This window comes from Bradyrhizobium sp. CCGB01, assembly GCF_024199795.1.
Classification (GTDB): Bacteria; Pseudomonadota; Alphaproteobacteria; order Rhizobiales; family Xanthobacteraceae; genus Bradyrhizobium.
Genome location: NZ_JANADK010000001.1, coordinates 3385527 through 3407042 on the forward strand (window position 1 = coordinate 3385527; position 21516 = coordinate 3407042).

Here is a 21516-nt window from a genome sequence, read left to right on the forward strand (position 1 = left end):
GGCAGCCTGACGCAGGCCGCGCCTCACGCCATCGACGTGCGCAGGCGGGTGTAGCCTTCCTGGATCGCGGACCAGAACAGGGCGACGAGACCGAGTGCCATGATCGTGCTGACGAGGCCGTTGGAGAAGAACACGCCGAGCGATCCTTGCGATCCCAGCAGCGATTGACGGAAGGCTTCCTCCGCCTTGTCGCCGAGCACGATGGCGAGCACCAGCGGCGCGAGCGGGTAGTTGCACTTCTTCAGGAGATAGCCGAGCACGCCGAACACCAGCATCAGCATCACGTCGAAGGTGCTGTTGTGCACCGAATAGGCGCCGATCGCGCAGAGCACCAGGATGAGCGGCGCGATGATGCCGAAGGGCACGCGGAGGATCGCGGCGAAGATCGGCACGCAGGTCAGCACGACGATGAGGCCTGCGAGATTGCCGAGATACATCGACGCGATCAGGCCCCAGACGAACTCCTTCTGCTCGACGAACAGCATGGGACCGGGCTGCAGGCCCCAGATCAACAACCCGCCGAGCAGCACGGCGGCCGTCGGCGAACCGGGCACGCCGAGCGACAGCATCGGCAGCAGCGCCGAGGTGCCCGCGGCATGTGCGGCCGTCTCCGGCGCGATCACGCCCTCGATCTCGCCCTTGCCGAAATTGTTGCCGCGTCGCGCCAGCCGTTTGGCGATGCCATAGCTCATGAAGGATGCGGGCGTAGCACCAGCGGGCGTGACGCCCATCCAGCATCCGATCAGGCAGGAGCGCAGCGAGGTCATCCAGTAGGCGGGCAGCTCCCGCCAGGTTTGCAGCACGACGCGAAGGTTGATGGTCGCGTTGCCGCCGCGGAAAGCCAGTCCTTCCTCCATGGTCAGCAGGATCTCGCCGATCCCGAACAGGCCGATCACGGCGATCAGGAAGTCGAAGCCGTTGAGCAGCTCCGTGGCGCCGAAGGTCAGGCGCAATTGTCCCGTGATCGAATCCAGTCCGACCGCCGCGAGCGCAAAGCCCATCATCATCGCCGCGATGGTCTTGAACGGCGGCTCCTTGCTGAGGCCGACGAAGCTGCAGAAGGCGAGGAAGTACACCGCGAACTTCTCCGCCGGGCCAAATCGCAACGCGAAGCCCGCGACCAGCGGAGCGACCAGCGTGATCATGATGACGGCGAACAGCGCGCCGACGAAGGAGGAGGTGAACGCGGCCGTCAGGGCTTCGCCGGGCTTGCCCTGCTGCGCCATCGGATAGCCGTCGAAGGTCGTCGCCACCGACCATGGCTCGCCGGGTATGTTGAACAGGATCGAGGTGATGGCGCCGCCGAACAAGGCGCCCCAATAGATGCAGGACAGCATGATGATGGCCGATGTCGGCGGCATGCTGAAGGTCAGGGGAAGCAGGATCGCCACGCCGTTGGCGCCACCTAACCCCGGAAGCACGCCGATGATGACGCCGAGCGTGATGCCGATGATCATCAGCAGGATGTTGTAGGGCTGCAGCGCGACCGCGAAGCCGTGAAACAGATTGGCCAACTCTTCCATATCGATACGTCCTGCAGCAATAATTGAATGAAGGCGCGGGATATTACAGGCCGAGCCATTCCTCGAGCGGACCCTTGGGAAGCGGGACCAGGAACCAGCGTTCGAAAACCAGATAGGTCACCACCGGCATGCCGACCGCCACTGCGATGACCGTCAGCCAGCGATAGCCGCCGAGCCAGCGCATGAACCAGGCGATGAACAGCATCGAAGCGACGTAGAGGCCGATGAACGGCATCGAGCCGACATAGATCGCGGTGGGCACGACGACGCTCATGACCTGGCGGAGCTGTCCCCATTCCGCGAACAGCCGGCCGTCGTCGTCGCGCCGCGCGCTCCAGAGGTTGATGGCGCTTGCGCCGACGATGGCGACGCCGACATAGAACGGGAAGAAGCCCGCACGCGGACCCTCCGCGCCCCAGTTGATGCCGGCCTTCAGGCTGCCGAAGATCACGACCAGGCCGAAGACGCCGATCAGCAGCGCCATGCCGATCTCCAGCGTCTTGTGTGCCGGGCCAGATTCGGATCCGGATTGTTCAGTCATGGGACCTCCAGGCAGAATCGCAGTCTTTCGCGGTCACGGCAGACCGGAGGACGACCAGCGTCCTCGGGCCGTCATCGATGTCGCGGATCAGTTTCCGGACGCGAGGAAACCGGCGTCCTTCATCAAGCCCTCGTGGCGCTTCTCCTCCGCCTCGATCCACTTGGCGTAGTCGGCTCCGGCCAGGAAGGTCGTGTTGAAGGCGCCGCTCTTCATGAAGTCCTGCCATTCCGGCGTGGCTCGAACTTTCTTGAACAGCTCGACGTAATATTCGATCTGATCCTTTGTCGCCTTGGGCGACATGAAGATACCGCGCAGCATGAGATATTCCATCGCGAGGCCCTGCGACTTGCAGGTCGGAATATCCTTCCAGGCCTTGCCGTCGGCGATCGGCTCGTCATAGGCCATCGGCTGGGCGTCGAAGACGCAGAGCGGACGCAGCTTGCCGCCGCGCCATTGCGCAACCGCCTCGATCGGATTGTTGACGGTGGAATCGACATGGTTGCCGACGAGCTGGACCGCGACTTCGCCGCCGCCCTTGTAGGGGATGTAGGTGAACTTCGCTTCGATCGCCTTCTCGATGCCGACCGTGATGATCTGGTCTTCCTGCTTCGAGCCGGTGCCGCCCATCTTGAAGGTGCCGCTCGGCGCCTTCTTGGTGGCGTCGACGTAGTCCTTGACGCTGTTGTACGGCTTCTCCGCGTTGACCCACAGCACGAACTCGTCGAGCGCCAGCATCGCGACCGGGGTCAGGTCCTTCCAGTTGAAGGGAATGCCCGTCGCGAGCGGGGTCGTGAACAGGTTCGACAGCGTGATGATGATCTTGTGCGGGTTGTTCGTCGACGTCTTCACGTCGAGGAAGCCTTCGCCGCCTGCGCCGCCGGCCTTGTTGATGACGACCAGCGGCTGCTTCATCAAATTGTGCTTGGTGACGATGCCCTGGATGGTGCGCGCCATCTGATCGGCGCCGCCGCCGGTGCCCGCGGGCACGATGAACTCGACCGGACGAACCGGCTCCCAGGCCGCAAGGCTTGCGGTGCTGCCGGCGCACGACATCGCGATTGCCGCCAAAGCGGCATGAACGAACGGCTTCATCTTTTCTCTCCCTGTCGAACCTCGAACGCAGCCGCTCTTTGCCGGCTTGCGTCAGCCCATCTCGATTCACATGCTTGGGGTCACCTTTTGTGGTCGATCTCCCATTGCAGCCCAAACGAAACTCTATGAGCAGGGAAAGGCCGCGGCATCCGCTTCTTTCGGCTAAGGCTCCGTCAAGGTTTGCGGCAAGCGTGCCTCGCCCTTGGCCGGTTCCGTCCTGCGTTACGCATCCCCGCCTTGCACCTTCGGTTGTGCAAGTGATCTTGGTTGCCGAATGGTATGCGAGATACCAGCAGACAAACAATTGGATCAGCGGGGCACGCCTGCGGACCAATCGTCGCAGTTGTGTCGCGCGCGATGCGAGGCCTGGAGACGAAAATGGCCCCGACATGCGGGGCCATTTGATCAAACGTAGCGTCTACGGAATTTCCCAACCGGCGCGCCGTTTCGGCTGCGCGGGGAAAACCTGCTTAGAGGCCGAAGCGGGGCAGGTCGCCGTTGTGATTGGAGATCTCGGCGCTCGCCATCAGGAAGCGGTCGACCGCGGCCATGAAGCGGGCGAACAGCGAGGAGGAGGGGGCCAGAGCAACCGCAGCGGTCTTGGACATCGGAATTCCCTTTCTTGAGACGGTCAGTATTGCTGTCTCATTTCGAAGGGCAATCTATGTATACCAGATGCCACTGTCTATGCGCTTGTTTGCATAGCAGCATGCAGCCTCTCGCATTGCAGCATAATGATGCGTTAACAGGGCCGTTCCGGGCTGAAAATTGCAAAAACGGCTGCGGAAGCGGCCCATTGAGGCGAATTTGAAGGGATTCGCACGGCACCCGGGCCTTGGCAGGGCAGGTCAAAGCCGGTAGTGGTCTGCCCCCTTTTCCAATCAACTGTCAGAGTGGTTCATGTCGAGCGCCTCGGCCGCCGTCTCGATCGGCATCGATTTTGGGACCAGCAATACGGTCGTCGCCCTCGCGGCGGACGACCGCCGGGTCGAGGCCATCCGCTTCGACCACGGCGGCCAGCGTCACAGCACCTATGTGTCGGCGCTGTGCTTCTGGGAGGACCGGCCGGGCGCCGGCGCCCAGGCCGAGGGCGGTCCGTGGGCGATCGAGCAGTTCCTCGAAGGCCGCCATGTCTACCGCTTCCTCCAGTCGTTCAAGACGTTCGCGGCGAGCAGCAGCTTCAACACGACCCAGGTGTTCCGGCAGCGCTTCAAGTTCGAGGACATCCTGGCGGCATTCCTGCGTACGCTGGCGCGTCATGGCGGCGAGAGGTTCGGCTTCGAGGCGTCCAACATCACGGTCGGCCGGCCCGTGCGCTTCGCCGGTGGCAATCCCGACGAGGCGCTGGCGATGCAGCGCTATCGGGCCGCGTTCGAGCGGTTAGGGGCCGGCCACGCGCGCTATGTCTACGAGCCCGTCGGCGCCGCGTTCTCCTTCGCCCGAAAGCTCGAGCGCGATGCCACCGTGCTGGTGGCCGATTTCGGCGGCGGCACCAGCGACTTCTCGGTGATGCGCTTCTCGCGCGCGGGCGGCGTCCTGCGCGCCGAGCCGCTCGGACACGCCGGCATCGGCATTGCCGGCGACACGTTCGATTATCGCATCGTCGACCATGTCGTCTCGCCGCGGCTCGGCAAGGGCTCCAGCTTCCGCTCGTTCGACAAGGTGCTGCCGGTCCCCAGCGGCCACTACACCAACCTCGCGCGCTGGCATCAGCTCGCGATGATGAAGAGCAACGGCGACCTGCGCGAGTTGCGGGAGCTTGCGCGCACCGCGCTTAAACCCAAGCTGCTCGAGGATTTCATCACCATCGTCGATTTCGACCTCGGCTTCTCGCTGTACCGTGCCGTATCCGAAGCCAAGGTCGCGCTGTCGGCGCAGGATCAGGTGGACTTCCGTTTCAAGGGCGGGGGCGTCGATATCGGCTCGACCATCACCCGGAAGAATTTCGAATCCTGGATTGCCGACGATATCGCTCGCCTCGGCGCCACCGTCGACAGGGTGCTGGGCGAGGCCGGCATCACCGCGCGCGAGGTGGAGAAGGTATTCTTGACCGGCGGCACCTCGTTCGTGCCCGCCGTGAGAAAGCTGTTCGCCGACAGGTTCGGCAACGAGCGGCTGATGTCCGGTGACCAGTTCGAGTCGATCGCCTACGGTCTCGCCTTGATCGGGCACAGCCCCGACCCCGACCGCTGGACCGCCAGCGGCGGCATTACGCCGAAGGGCACGTAGGCCCTTTGCGCGATTTGAGCGCGCGCCTCGTCCTTCGAGACGACCGCTTCGCGGTCTCCTCAGGATGAGGCTGAGCAGCATCGGCGCCCGCTGAAATCGCTGCCGCGCCCTCGCTCCTCATCCTGAGGAGCCCGCAAAGCGGGCGTCTCGAAGGATGGCCGCGCAGAAACTGCGCACCAGGTCGTCCACTCCTACTGATTGATCTCGGGCTCGACGAGCTTCGCCAGATTGCGCAGCGATTCCTGCCAGCCGAGATAGCAGGCTTCCGTCGGGATGACGTCGGGGATGCCGGCCTGCGTGATGTCCACCTCGGTGCCGACCGAGACCTTCCTCAGGATCACGGTCACCTGGATCTCGCCGGGCAGATTCGGGTCGTCGAACCTGTCGGTGTAGCGGAGGCGTTCGCCCGGCACGAGCTCGAGAAATTCGCCGCCGAACGAATGGCTGTGGCCCGTCGTGAAATTCCGGAACGACATCTTGAACGTGCCGCCGACCTTGGGCTCGAAATGATGCACGGTGCAGGTAAAGCCGTTCGGCGGAAGCCATTTCGCCATCGCATCCGCCTCCAGGAAGGCGCGATAGACCTTCTCCGGGCTGGTGGCGAGAACGCGGTGCAGGCGGACATTGCCGGGCATGATTGTTATCCTCTTTGATGTGATGGGCCCGAGTTTGGCGTCTATGGCCCATTCATGTCACGAGGACGACCGGGAAGCTGCCGATCCGACAGGGCACTCGAATTTTTTTCCTGGCTCTGGCCAAGAGACTAGACGGCTGCGACATCCTGCGGCGTCATCGTGAACGCCAACCTGTAGCGGCCGATCGTCGAAGCGTCGCTTGCGCCTGCCGCGTGAAGCGATGACGTCGAGAGCTGGCCGGCAATCACACCCTCGACCACATCGGCATCGTAACCTGACAGCAGCACGATCCAGTCGGCAGCGCCGTCCTTGCCGCGGATCTGCTGTTCGGTCGTGGGCGCGTTCGTCTTGGGTGTGTCGGTGAGGAGGAGGTGGGCGCCCGTCAATCCGGGCTTCTGTGTCAGGGTGCCGAGCGTGCCCGCGAGGTGGGTCTGCAACTCCGCCTCGCGTCCGGCCTCCGGCGAAAGCCGGATGGTGGCGAGAGCGGTCGCGACGCCACCGCCAAAGCTCGCCGCGACGCGGCACTGGCTGCGGACCATGCCGAGGTGGTGCGGCATCATCTTGGTCGACCACGGCGTCGGCGCATTGAGCCGGTCGAGATATCCCTTCGACGTGAGCACCTCATATTGCTCCAGCTCGTACAGCACGAAGAAACCTTCACTGTCCGTCGTGCTGGTCCAGCGCGATCCGCGCCGGAAGCCGGGAATGCTCATCCGCTCCGGAAAATGCTCATGCGAATGCCAGTCGCCGAACTCCGCGCGCTGCTCGGCGCGAACACTCCACCACATCGCGACGGCGGCCTTGCCTAGCAGTGACATACTGACCTCGATCTCTCTTTTCCCGAAGCGGCGTTGGACATGCTACCACCGCGCCCCGGGGCGGCGCGTGATCTATTGTGCACAGAAGCTCTTCCCTGCCGAGAAAAAACAGCCTGGCGCGGCGCTCAGGTGACTCGCATTTGGGCGGCGTCGTGATGAATCGGCATGCAGCAGATCCGTCGTGTTCGCCAAAAATCACAAGCAACAGAACCCGGTTCACACATCGAAACACAAGAGCCGGATTTTGGCCGCCATGCTCCCGGATTAGTCGGCAACTGGCTGCGTCTGACGACACGACGCACGCGCCTGATATCGATGACACGAGGCGGATTGACGACATGAAGCAGAAGACCGTGCGCTACCGGCTCGCGCGCCGTGTTCGCAGCCTGCCCGCAGAGACTGCTTCGAGACTGCTTGGAATGCCGAGCATCAGCCGACGACTGAACGAAGCTTACGAAACGGCGCGGGCATCCTACAGGCCGCGCCTGCCCAAGCTCCCCGCGCTCGACATGGAAATTGTCGCCGGCCTGGAGAAGAACGGCGTCCATATCACCTCGCTCGACAAGCTGGGCTTGCCCGGCACGGAAGCGCTTTGGACATCGGCGACCGAAATCGCGAACACCTACGCGCTCCGCGCCGGGAAGGGCGAATTTGCTGGTGAATATACCGTGCGGGTCGGTGCCGACGCGATGATGCGGCATCCGCATATCGTCGGATGGCCCCTCCAGGATCGCATCCTCGACATCGTCGAGACGTATCTCGGCCTGCCATCCGCCTATGGCACGCTGAACTTCCTCTATACCCAGGCTGACGGCAGGCAGGTGGCGGCGCGCCGGTGGCATCGCGACCTCGAGGACCGGCGCATGGTCAAGGTCGTCGTCTATCTGCACGATGTCGACATGGACGCCGGCCCGCTCGAAATCCTGCACCGCTCGTTTCCGGGCAGCGATGCGCTCGACGGCTCCAACTTTCCCATTCTGACGCAGGAGATGCTGGAGCAGAGGCTCGGCACGACGTTGAAGAGCGGTGACGTGACCACCTGCACCGGCAAAGCCGGTACGGTGATCTTCGCGGATGTCGCGAGTCGTTACCATCGCGGGCGGCCGGCGATCGCGCGCGACCGCTGCGCGCTGTTCTACAATTTCTTCTCGCGCGCGCCTCTCCGGCCATTTTTCTGCGAGCGGCACGTGTTCTCACGTCAGCAAATTCTCGAGCTTGCGGCGAACCAATCGGCGCGGGCACGCGACTGCATGCTATGGCGCTCCAACGTCCCCCTGCTTGCGCGGGTCGTGCCATCGGCGCGGCTTTGAGCCCGATCGGTCAGGGCGCCAATCATCCCGCCAAATCCCCGCTCGATTAATTGAAGCCACAATTCCGCTATCGTTCGTGGCTCAACTCCTGCGCGAAATCAGGGGGGCTTCCGTTGCGCAGCACGCTTTGGGCTTTTGCCGTCACACTCTGCTGTCTCGGCTCGTCCGCCGAAGCCGCGGGCATTCAGCTCCTCGAGTCCGATCCGGCGCTGTCAGGCGCGATCTGGTATCCGTGCGCGGCGAAGCCGACGCATGTGGCGCTCGGCAGGCTTTCGGCTGGGGTCGATTTCGACCTGAAGGGCGTGAAGGATTGTCCCGTCACGGGAGCAAAGCTGCCGCTCGTCGTCTTCTCCCACGGCCGGGGCGGGTGGTTCGGCGCGAACCACGACACAGCGGAGGAGCTGGCCGATGCGGGTTTCGTGGTGGCCGCCATCAATCATCCCGGCGACTCCGTCAGCGACTCCTCGCGGCGCGACACCCTGTCCGTCTGGGGATCGCGTCCCGCGGACATGGTGCGCCTGCTCGATTTTCTATTGAACGACTGGAAGGACAGGGCGGTGCTCGATCCCGCCAGGGTCGGCTTCTTCGGCTTCTCGCTGGGAGGGGCTACCGGCTTCGTGCTCATGGGCACCAGGCCGGATTTCGCGAGGATCGCCGGTTTCTGCAAGGAGACGACCGGCGCTTGCGCAGAGCTTCACAATGGCGAGACGCCGCCTGAGCCGATCCAGGATGCGCGTATCCGCACTGCCGTCATCGTCGATCCTGCGCCCGGCACCCTGACGCGCGAGAACCTCGCCGTGGTCAAGGTGCCGTTCCAGTTCTGGCGCTCGCAGTTCGGCGGCCCCGGCGTCGGCGACGGTTCGGGTACGGAGCGCGTCGCGGAGGGATTGCCGGGCAAGCCCGAGATCCATGTCGTGCCGGCCGGCCATTTCGCCTTCCTCGCACCTTGCTCGGCCGAGCTTGCGGCGGCGATCCCTCGCATCTGCATCGATACGCCGGTGGGGTTCGACAGGGTAGGCTTTCACCGCGAGTTTAACGCGGCGGTGGTGCAGTATTTTCGTGAGCAGCTTGGAGGCCATTGAGTGTCTGCTGACACTGTCGGTCTCTTCTCCACGCCAAAATCAAATCGCCACACTCTGGTCCGATTCCGCTGACAGTTCGATTGCGCTTTGAAATCGGCCCTGCGGCTGGCGCAACGCTTGCGATAGAGCGATGGTCCCGCCGCATTGTCAGGAGAATTGTGATGCTCGGCGCGAAAGAAGGGGAGACCAAGCAAGCTCCCCCGCAAGAACGATCCCGGAGGACTCAAGAGGGGACTCAAAGCTGGACCAGCCAGGATGCCTGGACCGTCTACCAGCTTCCCTTCAACGATCTGCTGTTTCGATCACAATCCGTCCATCGCAAGAATTTTGACCCAAATCGCGTGCAGTTGAGCCGGCTGCTGAACATCAAGACCGGCGGTTGTCCAGAGGACTGTGGCTATTGCAGCCAGTCGTCGCATCACGCGACAGCTGTTGCGGCCTCCAAGCTGATGGACGTCGATAAGATCGTTGCCGAGGCGCGCAAGGCAAAGGAGAGTGGCGCGACGCGCTATTGCATGGGGGCTGCCTGGCGTAACCCGAAGCCGCGCGACATGGACGCCGTCGTCGAGGTTGTCGGTGCCGTGAAGCAGCTCGGGCTCGAGACCTGCATGACGCTTGGCATGCTCGATCGGGGGCAGGCCGAGCGGCTGAGCGCGGCCGGGCTCGATTACTACAATCACAATATCGATACCTCGGAGCGCTACTATCCGAGCGTCATCTCCACCCGGACGTTCGCCGATCGTCTCGACACGCTGGAGCATGTCCGCGAGGCCGGCATGAAAGTATGCTGCGGCGGCATCCTCGGCATGGGTGAGAGCGAACAGGATCGCGTCGACATGCTGGTCACGCTCGCCAACCTTCCGGAAGCGCCGGAGAGCGTACCGATCAACATGCTGATCCCGATCGAGGGAACGCCGATGGCGAAAGCGCCGCCGATCGGTCCGATCGAGTTCGTGCGCATCGTCGCGCTCGCGCGCATCATGATGCCGGCCTCTTTCGTGCGACTCTCGGCAGGACGGTCGGCCATGACCGACGAGATGCAGGCGCTGTGCTTCCTTGCCGGCGCAAACTCGATCTTTGTCGGCGACACACTGTTGACGGCGGGCAATCCGCAGGACGAAGCCGATCGAAAGTTGTTCCGCCGGCTCGGTCTGCAAGCCCTCTGAAGCATGATCGATTCGGAAGGCCGCTGAGCGGCTTTCCGGATCATGCTCTGGGCCGTGCGTCGATTGCTATTCGGTGCGTTCTCTCGCCTTGGCCTCGCGGGCCAATCGTTCCGCCTTCAGGCGCTCGCGGTTTTCGTGGAAGGAGTGCTGGTCCTTCGCGTAGTCATTCATCGGCTTCTGCGTCTTGACAGGCTTGAACGCCTTGTTGGCTTCACGCTTGGCTCGATCAGAGGAATGATCTCTCAACATTTCGATCTCCATTTGATCAACGAGCGTGGTCCCGACAAGCGCCGGACGCGATGTCTCCCGCGCACAGGCTGATACGGATCGACGCCCTCTGGACGGGAAGGCGGCCAATTCTACGGCGTTGGGCGGGTCTCTTGCGAGGCGCTCAGTCACTCGCTGGGGAGGCGGCATGCTCGCTTCTGAAAGCACACCGGTCAAGGACATAACGAACAGCCGCCACATCTGTTCCGCGGGACCAGTCATATATTTCTCGACGATGGCATAATACCCCTGTTTTGCCCGACGCGTCAAAGGCAGTTCGAAAAAATCGAAATGTCTTTGCTGCCAATGAGTTGGCTACTGTGCATGGGGTTGTTTTTCAATTTTTAGTTTGAGCCTGCCCGCCCAACGGCATTCACATGCAAAAAAGGGCCGCCTCGAAGGGCGGCCCTTTCGTCATTCTCTGATAGGTCCGCTTATTCGGCGGCCTGCTTCTGCGGCGGGTCGAGCGCGCCGGACTTGTGGATGTCGGCGACCTGGTGATCGCTGAAGCCGAGCACGCTGCGCAGGATCTCGTCGGTGTGCTCGCCGAGCAGCGGGGAGCGCTCCACCTCGCTCGGGGAGTCCGACAGCTTGATCGGATTGCCGACCGAGATGTACTTGCCGCGGGTGGGGTGGTCGACCTCGACCACGGTGCCGGTCGCGCGCAGCGACTGGTCCTCGGCGATCTCCTTCATCGACAGGATCGGGCCGCAGGGGATGTCGTCCTTGTTGAGGATTTCCATCGCCTCGAACTTCGTCTTGGTCATCGTCCACTGCTCGATGCGGGCGAAGATCTCGTTGAGGCGCGGCAGGCGGACGGCCGGCTTGGAATAGTTCGGATCGGTCTTCCAGGTGGGCTCGCCGATCACGTCGCAGATCTTCTCCCAGACCGGGGCCTGGGTGATGAAGTAGATGTAGGCGTTGGGATCGGTCTCCCAGCCCTTGCACTTCAGGATGCGGCCGGGCTGGCCACCGCCGGAATCGTTGCCGGCTCGCGGCACGGCGTCGCCGAACGGAATGCCTTCGCCGAACTGGCTGTATTCCTTGAGCGGGCCGTGGGCGAGGCGCTGCTGGTCGCGCAGCTTGACGCGGGCGAGGTTGAGCACGCCGTCCTGCATCGCGGCGGTGACCTTCTGGCCCTTGCCCGAATGCGTGCGCTGATAGAGCGCGGTGACGATGCCGAGCGCGAGGTGCAGGCCGGTGCCGCTGTCGCCGATCTGCGCGCCGGTGACGAGCGGCAGGCCGTCGCGGAAGCCGGTGGTCGAGGCGGCGCCGCCGGTGCACTGTGCGACGTTCTCATAGACCTTGCAGTCTTCGTACGGTCCGGGGCCGAAGCCCTTGATCGAGGCGACGATCATCTTCGGGTTGATCGCCTGGATCTTCTCCCAGGGGAAGCCCATGCGGTCGAGCACGCCGGGGCCGAAATTCTCGACCAGCACGTCGCACTTCTTGATCAGCTCGGTGAGCACTTCCTTGCCCTTGGGGTTCTTGGTGTCGAGCGTGATCGAGCGCTTGTTGTGGTTGAGCATGGTGAAATACAGGCTGTCCACGTTCGGGATGTCCTGCAGCTGGCCGCGGGTGATGTCACCCACGCCCGGGCGTTCCACCTTGATCACGTCGGCGCCGAACCACGCCAGCAGCTGCGTGCAGGTCGGGCCGGACTGGACGTGGGTGAAGTCGAGAATGCGAACGCCCTCGAGCGCTTTGGTCATTGTGTTGCTCCGTACTCTGTGTCTGCCCCCGCCAACCGCAGGGATTAAAGGGTTGAGGGGTGGACTTACTTCTTCTTCTGCAGAACGCTCTGCGGATTGAGGTTGCCGATGCGGCCGCTCTCAGAGCCCGCGGCCGGATCGATCACCGCATTGATGAGCGTCGGCTTGCCCGAGGTCATCGCCTCGTTGACGGCGCGCTTGAGCTCGTCGGGCGAGGTGGCATTCACGCCGACGCCGCCGAAGGCTTCCATCATCTTGTCGTAGCGCGCGCCCTTGACGAACACCGTCGTCGCCGGATCGGCGTTGACGCTGTTGACGTCGGTGCCGCGATAGATGCCGTCATTGTTGAAGATGACGACGCAGATCGGCAGGTTGTAGCGGCAGATGGTCTCGACTTCCATGCCGGAGAAGCCGAAGGCCGAGTCGCCTTCCACCGCGAGCACGGGGTGACCGGTCTCGAGCGCCGCCGCGATCGCCTGGCCCATGCCGATGCCCATCACGCCCCAGGTGCCGACGTCGAGACGCTTGCGCGGCCGGTACATGTCGATGACGCCGCGGGCGAGGTCGAGCGTGTTGGCGCCCTCGTTGACGAGGATCGCCTCGGGATGATCCTTGATCACGTTCTTCAGCACGCCGAGCGCGCCGTGATAGTCCATCGGCGACTTGTTGTTCATGAGCTTCGGCGCCATCTTGGCGACGTTCTCTTCGCGCTTGGACGAGATCGCCTTGGTCCATTCGGCGGGCGGGGCGGTCCAGCCCGAAGCCATCGCCTGATTGAAGGCCGAGACGACCGAGCCGATGTCGCCGACGACGGGCGCGACGATCTCGACGTTGGAGTCCATTTCCCTCGGCTCGATGTCGACCTGGATGAACTTCTTGGGCGTCTCGCCCCAGCTCTTGCCCTTGCCGTGCGAGAGCAGCCAGTTCAGCCGCGCGCCGATCAGCAGCACGACGTCGGAGTCCTTGAGTACGGTCGAGCGGGCCGCACCGGCGCACTGCGGATGGGTGTCGGGGAGCAGGCCCTTGGCCATGCTCATCGGCAGGAAGGGAACGCCGCTCTTCTCGACGAAGCTCTTGATCTCCTCGTCAGCCTGCGCGTAGGCCGCGCCCTTGCCGAGGATGATGAGCGGGCGTTTTGCGCTCTTGAGCACGTCGAGCGCGCGCTTGATCGAAGCGGGCGAGGGGATCTGCGCGGGAGCTGCGTCGATCACCTTGACCAGCGACTTCTGGCCGGCATCGGCGTTCATCACCTGGCCGAACAGTTTTGCTGGCAGGTCGAGATAGACGCCGCCCGGACGGCCCGAGACCGCGGCGCGGATGGCGCGGGCAAGGCCGATGCCGATGTCCTGGGCGTGCAGCACGCGATAGGCCGCCTTGCACAGCGGCTTGGCGATCGCGAGCTGGTCCATCTCCTCATAGTCGCCCTGCTGGAGGTCGACGATCTCGCGCTCGGAGGAGCCCGAGATCAGGATCATCGGATAGCAATTGGTGGTGGCGTGCGCGAGCGCGGTGAGACCGTTGAGGAAACCCGGCGCGGAGACCGTGAGGCAGACGCCGGGCTTCTTGGTGAGGTAGCCGGCGATGCCTGCGGCGTAGCCGGCGTTCTGCTCGTGGCGGAAGGAGATCACGCGGATGCCTTCGGCCTGCGCCATGCGGCCCAAATCCGTGATCGGGATGCCCGGCACATTATAGATGGTGTTGATGCCGTTCAGCTTGAGCGCGTCGATGACGAGATGAAAACCATCCGTCAATTCCTGCTCGGTGCCCGGTGCTTCGGACTTGGTCGCGGTATTCAGCATGGGCCTTGTCTCCCTGGTCTCAAGTTAGTGGGGCGAGTGCTTCGCCCTTCTGGTGAACGTTGCTACGTGAAGAGTTCCTGGCCGTGCGCCTCGACGTAGGCGGCAAGGCCAAGGGTGTGGTCGCGGGTGCGCTTCTCGGCGAGCTCGGTGTCGCGCGATTCCAGCGCTTCGATCATGCCGAGATGCTCGGGCAGGGAGGTCGCGGTGCGATCCTTCCGTCCGATCGTCAGTTGCCGGTAGCCGCGCACGTGCAGCAGCAGGTCGTTGGTGAGATCGACCAGCACGGGCGATTCCGAGAGCGAGATCAGCGCCTGGTGAAAGGCGATGTTGGCGCGCGAATATTCCTCGACATGGTCCTCGGGCAGGCGGTCCTTGCCGAAGTCCTTGAAGAAGTCGCGCAGCGCCGAGATGTCCTTCTTGCGCGCGGTGGTGGTGATGAGGCGGGCCGCCATGCTCTCCAGCGCCGCCCAGGCGCGGATCATGTCGACGATCTCGCTCTTGGTTCTGCGCACCACCATGATGCCGCGGCGCGGAACCGTCTTCACGAAGCCGTCCTGCTCGAGCATCGCGATGGCTTCGCGGATCGGCGTGCGGCTCACGCCCAGCCGTTCGGACAACGCGCGCTCGTCGAGCATGACGGGCTCGGGCGTCGAATAGATGTCCATCTTGAGGATGGCTTCCTTCAAGGCGTCATACGCCTTGTTCTTGAAGCTGCTCTCCGGGGCAATACGAACGATTGCGATATCTGCCTCGGCCATATTCGGCAACGCCTTGGTTGGTTTCCGCAGTGACACGACGAATCTCCTCCAGTGGGAGTCGTCTTTTACAGGATTATTAACGGGAAAGTTTTTGGCATACCACATGCCAGAATGTCAAGCTGGCTATTTTTTGCGGCGTTCTAAGGTACGCGGCGGCTTGACAAGTTGGCTTCTGGCATACCAAATGCCATCGCCAGCCATTTTTGATCCAAGGCGGCGGAGTAATGTTGGCTTTATGCCACTCCGTTCCGCGACATGGAACAGAGCGCGGCGAATGGCAAGCATCACCGGCAGCCGCAACACGCGCGCGCTTTGAAAAGAACGAACTGAGGTCAAGGGAGAAGCCACATGTCCAATTCCAAAGATGCCGTCCGCAAGGTGCTCGACCAGGTCAAGGCGGACAACCGCACCAGCCTGACGGCGCCGGAAGGCAAGCTGGTCTGCGACGCCTACGGCATTCCGGTGCCGAAGGAAGGCGTGGCGAAGTCGGCGGGCGAGGCCGGCAAGATGGCGTCCTCGATGGGCTTCCCGGTGGTGATGAAGATCGTCTCGCCGGACATTCTCCACAAGACCGAAGCCGGCGGCGTCATCGTCGGCCTCAAGACGGCCGAGGATGCCGAGAAGGCCTACGAGACCATTCTCTCCAACGCCAAGAAATACAAGGCCGACGCCAAGATCGAGGGCGTCCAGGTGCAGCAGATGCTGGCCGGCGGCACCGAAGTCATCGTCGGTTCCATCACCGACGGCTCATTCGGCAAGCTGGTCGCCTTCGGCCTCGGCGGCGTGCTGGTCGAAGTCTTGAAGGACATCACCTTCCGCCTCGCGCCCGCGACCAAGGAAGACGCGCTCTCGATGCTCGACGGCATCCAGGCGCATGAGATCCTGAAGGGCGTGCGCGGCGGCGAGCCGGTGAACCGGACGGCGCTCGCCGATGTCATCGTCAAGGTCTCGCAGCTCGTGACCGATTTCCCTGAAATCGTAGAGCTCGACCTCAACCCGGTGTTCGCGACGGCGAAGAACGCGATCGCGGCCGACGTCCGCATCGTCGTCGACTTCGCCTACGTTCCGAAGCCGAAGCCGCGCCCGACCGAAGAGATCGTCGCGGCCATGAGCCGCATCATGCAGCCCAAGGCGGTCGCCGTGGTCGGCGCCTCGGCCGAAGACGGCAAGATCGGCAACTCCGTGATGAAGAACCTCATCAACGGCGGCTACAAGGGCGACATCTATCCGATCCATCCCAAGGCCGCCGAGATCCTCGGCTACAAGGCGTACAAGAGCGTCAAGGACGTGCCGGGCGTGATCGACACCGCCGTGTTCGCGATCCCCGCCAAGTTCGTGGCCGCGGCGCTTACCGAGTGCGGCGAGAAGAAAATCCCCGGCGCGGTGCTGATCCCGTCGGGCTTCGCTGAAGCCGGCGCGCCGGAATTGCAGGCCGAGATCGTCGAGGTCGGCAAGAAGTACGACATCCGCCTGATGGGGCCGAACATCTACGGCTTCTATTACACGCCGGCCAATCTCTGCGCGACCTTCTGCACGGCTTACGACGTCAAGGGCCACGCGGCGCTGTCGTCGCAGTCGGGCGGCATCGGCATGGCCATCATCGGCTTCTCTCGTTCGGCCAAGATGGGCGTCTCCGCGATCGTCGGCCTCGGCAACAAGTCCGACATCGACGAGGACGATCTGCTCGCCTTCTTCGAGCAGGACCCGAACACCAATTTGATCGCGCAGCACTGCGAAGACCTCAAGGACGGCCGTGCCTTCGCGGAAGCCGCCAAGCGCGTCTCCAAGAAGAAGCCGGTCGTCGTGCTCAAGGCCGGCCGCACCTCGGCCGGCGCCAAGGCGGCGTCCTCGCACACCGGTGCGCTCGCCGGTAACGACAAGATCTACGAGGACGTCCTGGCGCAGTCGGGCGTGATCCGCGCCCGCAGCTTGCGGCAACTGCTCGAATTCGCCCGCGGCGTGCCGGTGCTGCCGACCCCGAAGGGCGAGAACGTGCTGATCATCACCGGTGCCGGCGGCTCGGGCGTGCTGCTGTCGGACTCCTGCGTCGACAACGGCCTGTCGCTGATGTCGATGCCGCCGGATCTCGACGCGGCCTTCCGCAAGTTCATCCCGCCGTTCGGTGCGGCCGGAAATCCTGTGGATATCACCGGCGGCGAGCCGCCGATCACCTACGTCAACACGGTGAAGCTCGGCCTGTCGGATGAGCGCATCCACTCGCTGATCCTCGGTTACTGGCACACCATCGTCACGCCGCCGATGGTGTTCGCCCGCAACATGGTCGAGGTGAAGAAGGAGATGGAGGCCAAGGGCTTCGTGAAGCCGATCGTGGCCTCGCTCGCCGGCGACGTCGAGGTCGAGGAAGCCGCCGAATATCTCTACCAGAACGGCATCCCGGCCTATGCGTATTCGACCGAGCTGCCGGTCGAGGTCTTGGGCGCCAAGTACAAATGGGCGCGCGGGGCAGGGCTGCTCTGAGCTGGCGTTCGCCTCTCCCCGCTTGCGGGGAGAGGCCGAATTCGAGCAAAGCTCGAATTCGGGTGAGGGGGAGCTTCCGCGAGTCTAACTGCTGCCGTCCTTGCGGAGGCTCCCCCTCACCCTGACCCTCTCCCCGCAAGCGGGGAGAGGGGAAGAAGAACCAATGCAGGTCGCGATGAGCAAGAACGTGATCCGGCGCAAATCGCTCGAGCCCCGATCGCCATCGGAGGCCGACCACGATGCGCGCGACGGCGGCGTGCAATCCGTCGACCGCGCGCTGTCGATCCTCGAAACGCTGGCAGAGGACGACGAGGGGTACCGCCTCAGCGACCTCGCCGTCCGCACCGGCTTGTCGGCCTCAACCGTACACCGCCTGCTGGCGACGCTGGAAAGCCGCCGCTTCGTGCAGTTCGACCGCGCCGAATCCAAATGGCATGTCGGCGTGCGCAGCTTCACGGTGGGCGCGAGTTTCGCGCGACGGCGCAATTTTTCGGCGCAGGCGATTCCTTACCTGCGCAAGCTGCGCGATCTCACCCGCGAGACCGCCAACCTTGCCGTGGTCGACGACGAATTCATCATCGTGCTGACCCGCATGGAGAGCCGCGAGATCATGCGCTCGCTGACCCAGGTCGGCGGCCGCGTCGCGATGGTGACGTCGGGCGTCGGCAAGGCGGTGCTTGCGACCTATTCCGACGAGGACGTCGGTGCCGTCATCCGCCATCACGGCATGCCCCGCCTGACCGAGAAATCGATCGTGCGGCCGAGCGACCTGTTCAAGGAGCTCGAAAAAATCCGCAAGCAGGGCTACGCGCTCGACGATGAAGAGGCCTGCATGGGCCTGCGCTGTATTGCCGCAGTGGTCTACAACGACTGCGGCGAGCCGCTCGCGGCGATTTCCGTCTCGGGCATGACCAGCCGCCTGACCGACGACAGATTGCCGGAAATCGGCCAGATCGTGCGCGAGGTCGCCGGCGAGCTGACGGCTGCACTCGGCGGGGTGATGCCGAAGGCCCGCTAACAGGGAACCTGGGCGGCGTCGCTGGACAGCATCGGCCGTTTTGGCTGATATGCGACCAAACGACACAATGCGGCAAACGATCAACACGTCCGCATGAGCCTGGAGAATGCCCTCATGTTTCGATTTCCCGCGCGCCTCGTCGGCGCAGCCGTCGCGCTGACCCTTGCGGCGGCCACGCCGTCCCTGGCCCAGCAGCTCGAGCTCAAGCTGATGGCGCCGGCGGCCCCGGGCGGTGGCTGGGACCAGACCGCGCGCTCGATGCAACAGGCGCTGGTGGCCGCGGGCGTCGCGCGCAGCGTGCAGGTCACCAACGTTCCCGGCGCCGGCGGAAGCGTCGGCATCGCCCAGTTCGTCAACGGCGCCAAGGGCGACGGCAACCAGTTGATGGTCAACGGTTTCGTCATGGTGGGCGCGCTCGCCATGAACAAGTCGCCCGTGACGCTCGAGCAGGTGACGCCGATCGCGCGCCTCACCGAGGAAATCCAGGTGATCGTGGTGCCCGCGAATTCGCCGATCAAGAATGCGCAGGATCTGGCCGCCGCGGTGAAGGCCGATATCGCCAAGGTGACCTTCGCCGGCGGCTCGGCCGGCGGCGTCGACCATGTGATGGCAGCGTTGTTCGCCGGCGCCGTCGGCGCCGACGCCAAGAAGATCAACTACATCCCGTTCTCCGGCGGCGGCGAGTCGCTGGCGGCGATCCTCGGCGGCAAGGTCACCGCGGGCATTTCGGGCCTCAGCGAGTATGAAGGCCAGATCAAGTCCGGCAAGCTGCGCGCGATCGGCGTGACCTCGGAGAAGCGCATCGCAGGCAGCGACATCCCGACCTTCAAGGAGCAAGGCGTCGACCTCGTGATCGCCAACTGGCGCTCGGTAGTCGCGCCTCCCGGCATCACGCCGGAGCAGCGCAAGACGCTCAGCGACGCGGTGGAAAAGATGGTCAAATCAGATGCCTGGAAGGAAATCCTCAAGCAGAAGGGCTGGGAGGATGCCTATCTCGGCGGCGACGCCTTCGCCGACTTCCTGAAGAAGGAAACGGTGCGCGTCACCGACGTGCTGAAGTCGGTTGGCCTGGTCAAGTCATGACCTCAGGCGATCCCGCCCAGCCGCCGCGGCGCGTCGATCGCGCCGGCATCATCATCGCTGCACTGCTCGCAGGTCTCGCCGCGGTGCTGGTCTGGGACGCGCGGGGCCTGCAATCCACCGCGATGTACGGGATGGGGCCCGAGGCGATGCCGGTCGTGGTCGCCAGCGGCCTTGCGCTGCTCGCGATCGGCAATTTCATCGACGCGCTGCGCGGCAATCTGCCGGCGCGCGAGAGCGCCGATCCCGTGCCGGTGTTTCTGATCCTGGTCGGTCTGGCACTGTTGATCGGCATCATCGGCTTGGGCGGCGGCTTTATTCTGGCGACATCGGCGCTGTTTGTGACGACGTCGGCGGCCTTTGGGCGCCGCGCCATCCTTGTCGACAGCGTCATCGCCCTCGTGATGTCCACCCTCATCTATCTCGCGTTTGACCGGCTGCTCACGCTCAGCCTTCCGACCGGACCGCTGGAGCGCCTGCTGTGATGGACACTTTTGCGGCTTTGGCCCACGGCATGGCCGTCGCCGTCCAGCCGATGAACCTGCTCTATGCGCTGATCGGCGTGTTCCTTGGCACAGCCGTGGGCGTGCTGCCCGGCATCGGTCCGGCGCTGACGGTCGCGCTGCTGCTGCCGGTGACCTACAAGCTCGACCCCGGCGGTTCGCTGATCATGTTTGCCGGCATCTATTACGGCGGCATGTATGGCGGCTCCACCACCGCGATCCTGATCAACACGCCCGGCGAGAGCGCCTCGATGGCGACCGCGCTCGAGGGCAACAAGATGGCCAAGGCCGGCCGCGGCGGGCCGGCGCTTGCGACCTCCGCGATCGGCTCCTTCGTCGCCGGCACCATCGCGACCATCGGGCTGGCCTTTCTCGCGCCATGGCTGGTCGATTTCGCCGTACGCTTTGGCCCCGAGGATTATTTTGCGTTGATGTGCGTCGCCTTCGTCACGGTGTCGGCCACCTTCGGCGATTCCCCGATCCGCGGCCTCACCAGCCTGTTCATCGGCCTGACGCTCGGTCTCGTCGGCATCGACAAGCTGACCGGTCAGGCGCGGCTTGCGTTCGGCGTGCCCGAGCTGCTCGACGGCGTCGAGGTCACGACGCTGGCGGTCGGCCTGTTCGCGGTGGGCGAGGCGCTCTACGTCGCGTCGCGCCGTCATCACACCGAGGAAAAGCTGGAGCCGGTGCGCGGTTCGCTGTGGATGACCAAGGAAGACTGGAAGCGGTCGTGGAAGCCGTGGCTGCGCGGCACCATGTTCGGCTTCCCGATCGGCGCGCTTCCGGCGGGCGGCGCGGAGATCCCGACCTTCCTGTCCTATTCGACCGAGAAGCGGCTCACGAAACATCCGGAAGAATTCGGCAAGGGCGCGATCGAGGGCGTCGCGGGACCGGAAGCCGCCAACAACGCCTCCGCCGCCGGCACGCTGGTGCCGCTGCTGACGCTGGGGCTACCGACCTCGGCAACCGCCGCGATGATGCTGGCGGGTTTTCAGCAATACGGCCTCAACCCGGGGCCGCTGCTGTTCGCCGAGCGGCCTGATCTGGTCTGGGGCCTCATCGCCAGTCTCTTCATCGCCAATTGCATGCTGCTCGTGCTCAATCTGCCGCTGGTCGGCCTGTGGGTGCGGCTGCTCGCGATCCCGCAGCCGTGGCTCTATGCCGGCATCCTCGTCTTTGCGACCATGGGCACCATCGCTGCGAAGCCGTCGGTGGTCGAATTGTCGATGCTGGCCGGTTTCGGCGTGCTCGGCTTCCTGATGCGCCGGTTCGATTTTCCGATCGCGCCCGTCGTCGTCGGCCTGATCCTCGGTCCGATCGCGGAGAGCCAGCTGCGCCGCGCGCTCGCGATCAGCCTTGGCGACCCCATGGCGCTGGTCCAGAGCCCGATCTCGGCGACGCTGCTGGCGCTGGCGCTGATCGCGCTGCTGGCACCCTTCGTGCTGAAGGGGATGGGGCGGTTCAAGGCGAACGAGGATTAGCGGAACTCGCAATGCGGCGTCCTT

At 64.2% G+C, this 21516-nt stretch carries 19 protein-coding genes; 9 read left to right on the forward strand and 10 right to left on the reverse strand.

The genetic code is table 11. The annotated features are described in order from the left end of the window. Positions 1–23: 23 nt before the first annotated feature. From NLM25_RS15460 to NLM25_RS15475, 4 genes are all read right to left on the reverse strand, one after another. Positions 24–1523, reverse strand: coding sequence for a tripartite tricarboxylate transporter permease (locus NLM25_RS15460; RefSeq protein WP_254137501.1), 1500 nt, complete (start codon positions 1521–1523; stop codon positions 24–26). Positions 1524–1566: 43 nt separating this feature from the next. Continuing rightward, positions 1567–2064: a tripartite tricarboxylate transporter TctB family protein gene (locus NLM25_RS15465; RefSeq protein ID WP_254137502.1), complete on the reverse strand. Its 498-nt coding sequence runs from the start codon at positions 2062–2064 to the stop codon at positions 1567–1569. Positions 2065–2151: 87 nt separating this feature from the next. After that, positions 2152–3156: a tripartite tricarboxylate transporter substrate binding protein gene (locus NLM25_RS15470; protein ID WP_254117771.1), complete on the reverse strand. Its 1005-nt coding sequence runs from the start codon at positions 3154–3156 to the stop codon at positions 2152–2154. Positions 3157–3626: 470 nt separating this feature from the next. Then, positions 3627–3764 carry a hypothetical protein gene (locus tag NLM25_RS15475; RefSeq protein ID WP_212482784.1) on the reverse strand — a complete coding sequence of 46 codons (138 nt, stop codon included), beginning with the start codon at positions 3762–3764 and terminating at the stop codon, positions 3627–3629. Positions 3765–4056: 292 nt separating this feature from the next. Between NLM25_RS15475 and NLM25_RS15480 the strand changes: the two genes are divergently transcribed. Then, on the forward strand, positions 4057–5385 hold the full coding sequence (locus NLM25_RS15480) for an Hsp70 family protein (protein ID WP_254137503.1): 1329 nt from the start codon (positions 4057–4059) through the stop codon (positions 5383–5385). 191 nt (positions 5386–5576) lie between these two features. On the opposite strand, the gene NLM25_RS15485 is transcribed toward NLM25_RS15480, so the two are convergent. After that, the gene (locus tag NLM25_RS15485) at positions 5577–6020 is read right to left on the reverse strand and encodes an SRPBCC family protein (protein ID WP_254137504.1); all 444 of its coding nucleotides are present in this window, start codon (positions 6018–6020) and stop codon (positions 5577–5579) included. Between the two features lie 128 nt (positions 6021–6148). Continuing rightward, the gene (locus NLM25_RS15490) at positions 6149–6838 is read right to left on the reverse strand and encodes a hypothetical protein (RefSeq protein WP_254137505.1); all 690 of its coding nucleotides are present in this window, start codon (positions 6836–6838) and stop codon (positions 6149–6151) included. 140 nt (positions 6839–6978) lie between these two features. Between NLM25_RS15490 and NLM25_RS15495 the strand changes: the two genes are divergently transcribed. From NLM25_RS15495 to bioB, 3 genes are all read left to right on the forward strand, one after another. Further along, on the forward strand, positions 6979–8148 hold the full coding sequence (locus NLM25_RS15495; RefSeq protein WP_254137506.1) for a hypothetical protein: 1170 nt from the start codon (positions 6979–6981) through the stop codon (positions 8146–8148). Positions 8149–8261: 113 nt separating this feature from the next. Further along, complete coding sequence (locus NLM25_RS15500) at positions 8262–9230, forward strand: alpha/beta fold hydrolase (RefSeq protein ID WP_254137507.1); 969 nt, start codon at positions 8262–8264, stop codon at positions 9228–9230. 161 nt (positions 9231–9391) lie between these two features. Beyond that, positions 9392–10396, forward strand: coding sequence for a biotin synthase BioB (bioB, locus tag NLM25_RS15505; RefSeq protein WP_254137508.1), 1005 nt, complete (start codon positions 9392–9394; stop codon positions 10394–10396). A 66-nt stretch (positions 10397–10462) separates the two neighbouring features. Here bioB and NLM25_RS15510 read toward each other — a convergent pair whose 3' ends face one another. The 4 genes from NLM25_RS15510 to NLM25_RS15525 all read right to left on the reverse strand — a co-directional run bounded on the left by NLM25_RS15510 (position 10463) and on the right by NLM25_RS15525 (position 14932). Beyond that, entirely contained in the window at positions 10463–10645 is a 183-nt protein-coding gene (locus NLM25_RS15510) for a hypothetical protein (RefSeq protein ID WP_254124239.1), read from the reverse strand. A 452-nt stretch (positions 10646–11097) separates the two neighbouring features. Continuing rightward, positions 11098–12375, reverse strand: a complete 1278-nt coding sequence (gene frc / locus NLM25_RS15515; RefSeq protein ID WP_254117779.1) for a formyl-CoA transferase — start codon at positions 12373–12375, stop codon at positions 11098–11100. A 65-nt stretch (positions 12376–12440) separates the two neighbouring features. Further along, positions 12441–14174 (reverse strand): oxalyl-CoA decarboxylase, encoded by a 1734-nt coding sequence (gene oxc, locus NLM25_RS15520; protein WP_254137509.1) that lies wholly within the window; start codon positions 14172–14174, stop codon positions 12441–12443. A gap of 62 nt (positions 14175–14236) precedes the next feature. Beyond that, positions 14237–14932, reverse strand: coding sequence for a GntR family transcriptional regulator (locus tag NLM25_RS15525; protein ID WP_254124240.1), 696 nt, complete (start codon positions 14930–14932; stop codon positions 14237–14239). A gap of 348 nt (positions 14933–15280) precedes the next feature. Between NLM25_RS15525 and NLM25_RS15530 the strand changes: the two genes are divergently transcribed. From NLM25_RS15530 to NLM25_RS15550, 5 genes are all read left to right on the forward strand, one after another. Then, the gene (locus NLM25_RS15530) at positions 15281–17410 is read left to right on the forward strand and encodes an acetate--CoA ligase family protein (protein WP_254137510.1); all 2130 of its coding nucleotides are present in this window, start codon (positions 15281–15283) and stop codon (positions 17408–17410) included. Between the two features lie 175 nt (positions 17411–17585). Then, entirely contained in the window at positions 17586–18428 is an 843-nt protein-coding gene (locus NLM25_RS15535; protein ID WP_254141188.1) for an IclR family transcriptional regulator, read from the forward strand. 114 nt (positions 18429–18542) lie between these two features. After that, a complete protein-coding gene (locus NLM25_RS15540; RefSeq protein WP_254137511.1) occupies positions 18543–19511 on the forward strand; it encodes a tripartite tricarboxylate transporter substrate binding protein in 969 nt (322 codons plus the stop codon). Continuing rightward, positions 19508–19993, forward strand: coding sequence for a tripartite tricarboxylate transporter TctB family protein (locus NLM25_RS15545; protein WP_254137512.1), 486 nt, complete (start codon positions 19508–19510; stop codon positions 19991–19993). Before NLM25_RS15540 ends, NLM25_RS15545 begins: the two co-directional genes overlap by 4 nt. After that, positions 19993–21492, forward strand: a complete 1500-nt coding sequence (locus NLM25_RS15550; protein ID WP_254137513.1) for a tripartite tricarboxylate transporter permease — start codon at positions 19993–19995, stop codon at positions 21490–21492. Before NLM25_RS15545 ends, NLM25_RS15550 begins: the two co-directional genes overlap by 1 nt. Positions 21493–21516 lie beyond the last annotated feature (24 nt).

What these genes read in the sequence shown, in the direction of transcription:
- NLM25_RS15460 (WP_254137501.1), bottom strand. Translation starts at nt 1,523, where the DNA reads ATGGAAGAGTTGGCCAATCTGTTTCACGGCTTCGCGGTCGCGCTGCAG.
- NLM25_RS15465 (WP_254137502.1), bottom strand. Translation starts at nt 2,064, where the DNA reads ATGACTGAACAATCCGGATCCGAATCTGGCCCGGCACACAAGACGCTG.
- NLM25_RS15470 (WP_254117771.1), bottom strand. Translation starts at nt 3,156, where the DNA reads ATGAAGCCGTTCGTTCATGCCGCTTTGGCGGCAATCGCGATGTCGTGC.
- NLM25_RS15475 (WP_212482784.1), bottom strand. Translation starts at nt 3,764, where the DNA reads ATGTCCAAGACCGCTGCGGTTGCTCTGGCCCCCTCCTCCTCGCTGTTC.
- NLM25_RS15480 (WP_254137503.1), top strand. Translation starts at nt 4,057, where the DNA reads ATGTCGAGCGCCTCGGCCGCCGTCTCGATCGGCATCGATTTTGGGACC.
- NLM25_RS15485 (WP_254137504.1), bottom strand. Translation starts at nt 6,020, where the DNA reads ATGCCCGGCAATGTCCGCCTGCACCGCGTTCTCGCCACCAGCCCGGAG.
- NLM25_RS15490 (WP_254137505.1), bottom strand. Translation starts at nt 6,838, where the DNA reads ATGTCACTGCTAGGCAAGGCCGCCGTCGCGATGTGGTGGAGTGTTCGC.
- bioB (WP_254137508.1), top strand. Translation starts at nt 9,392, where the DNA reads ATGCTCGGCGCGAAAGAAGGGGAGACCAAGCAAGCTCCCCCGCAAGAA.
- NLM25_RS15510 (WP_254124239.1), bottom strand. Translation starts at nt 10,645, where the DNA reads ATGTTGAGAGATCATTCCTCTGATCGAGCCAAGCGTGAAGCCAACAAG.
- frc (WP_254117779.1), bottom strand. Translation starts at nt 12,375, where the DNA reads ATGACCAAAGCGCTCGAGGGCGTTCGCATTCTCGACTTCACCCACGTC.
- oxc (WP_254137509.1), bottom strand. Translation starts at nt 14,174, where the DNA reads ATGCTGAATACCGCGACCAAGTCCGAAGCACCGGGCACCGAGCAGGAA.
- NLM25_RS15525 (WP_254124240.1), bottom strand. Translation starts at nt 14,932, where the DNA reads ATGGCCGAGGCAGATATCGCAATCGTTCGTATTGCCCCGGAGAGCAGC.
- NLM25_RS15530 (WP_254137510.1), top strand. Translation starts at nt 15,281, where the DNA reads ATGTCCAATTCCAAAGATGCCGTCCGCAAGGTGCTCGACCAGGTCAAG.
- NLM25_RS15535 (WP_254141188.1), top strand. Translation starts at nt 17,586, where the DNA reads ATGAGCAAGAACGTGATCCGGCGCAAATCGCTCGAGCCCCGATCGCCA.
- NLM25_RS15540 (WP_254137511.1), top strand. Translation starts at nt 18,543, where the DNA reads ATGTTTCGATTTCCCGCGCGCCTCGTCGGCGCAGCCGTCGCGCTGACC.
- NLM25_RS15545 (WP_254137512.1), top strand. Translation starts at nt 19,508, where the DNA reads ATGACCTCAGGCGATCCCGCCCAGCCGCCGCGGCGCGTCGATCGCGCC.
- NLM25_RS15550 (WP_254137513.1), top strand. Translation starts at nt 19,993, where the DNA reads ATGGACACTTTTGCGGCTTTGGCCCACGGCATGGCCGTCGCCGTCCAG.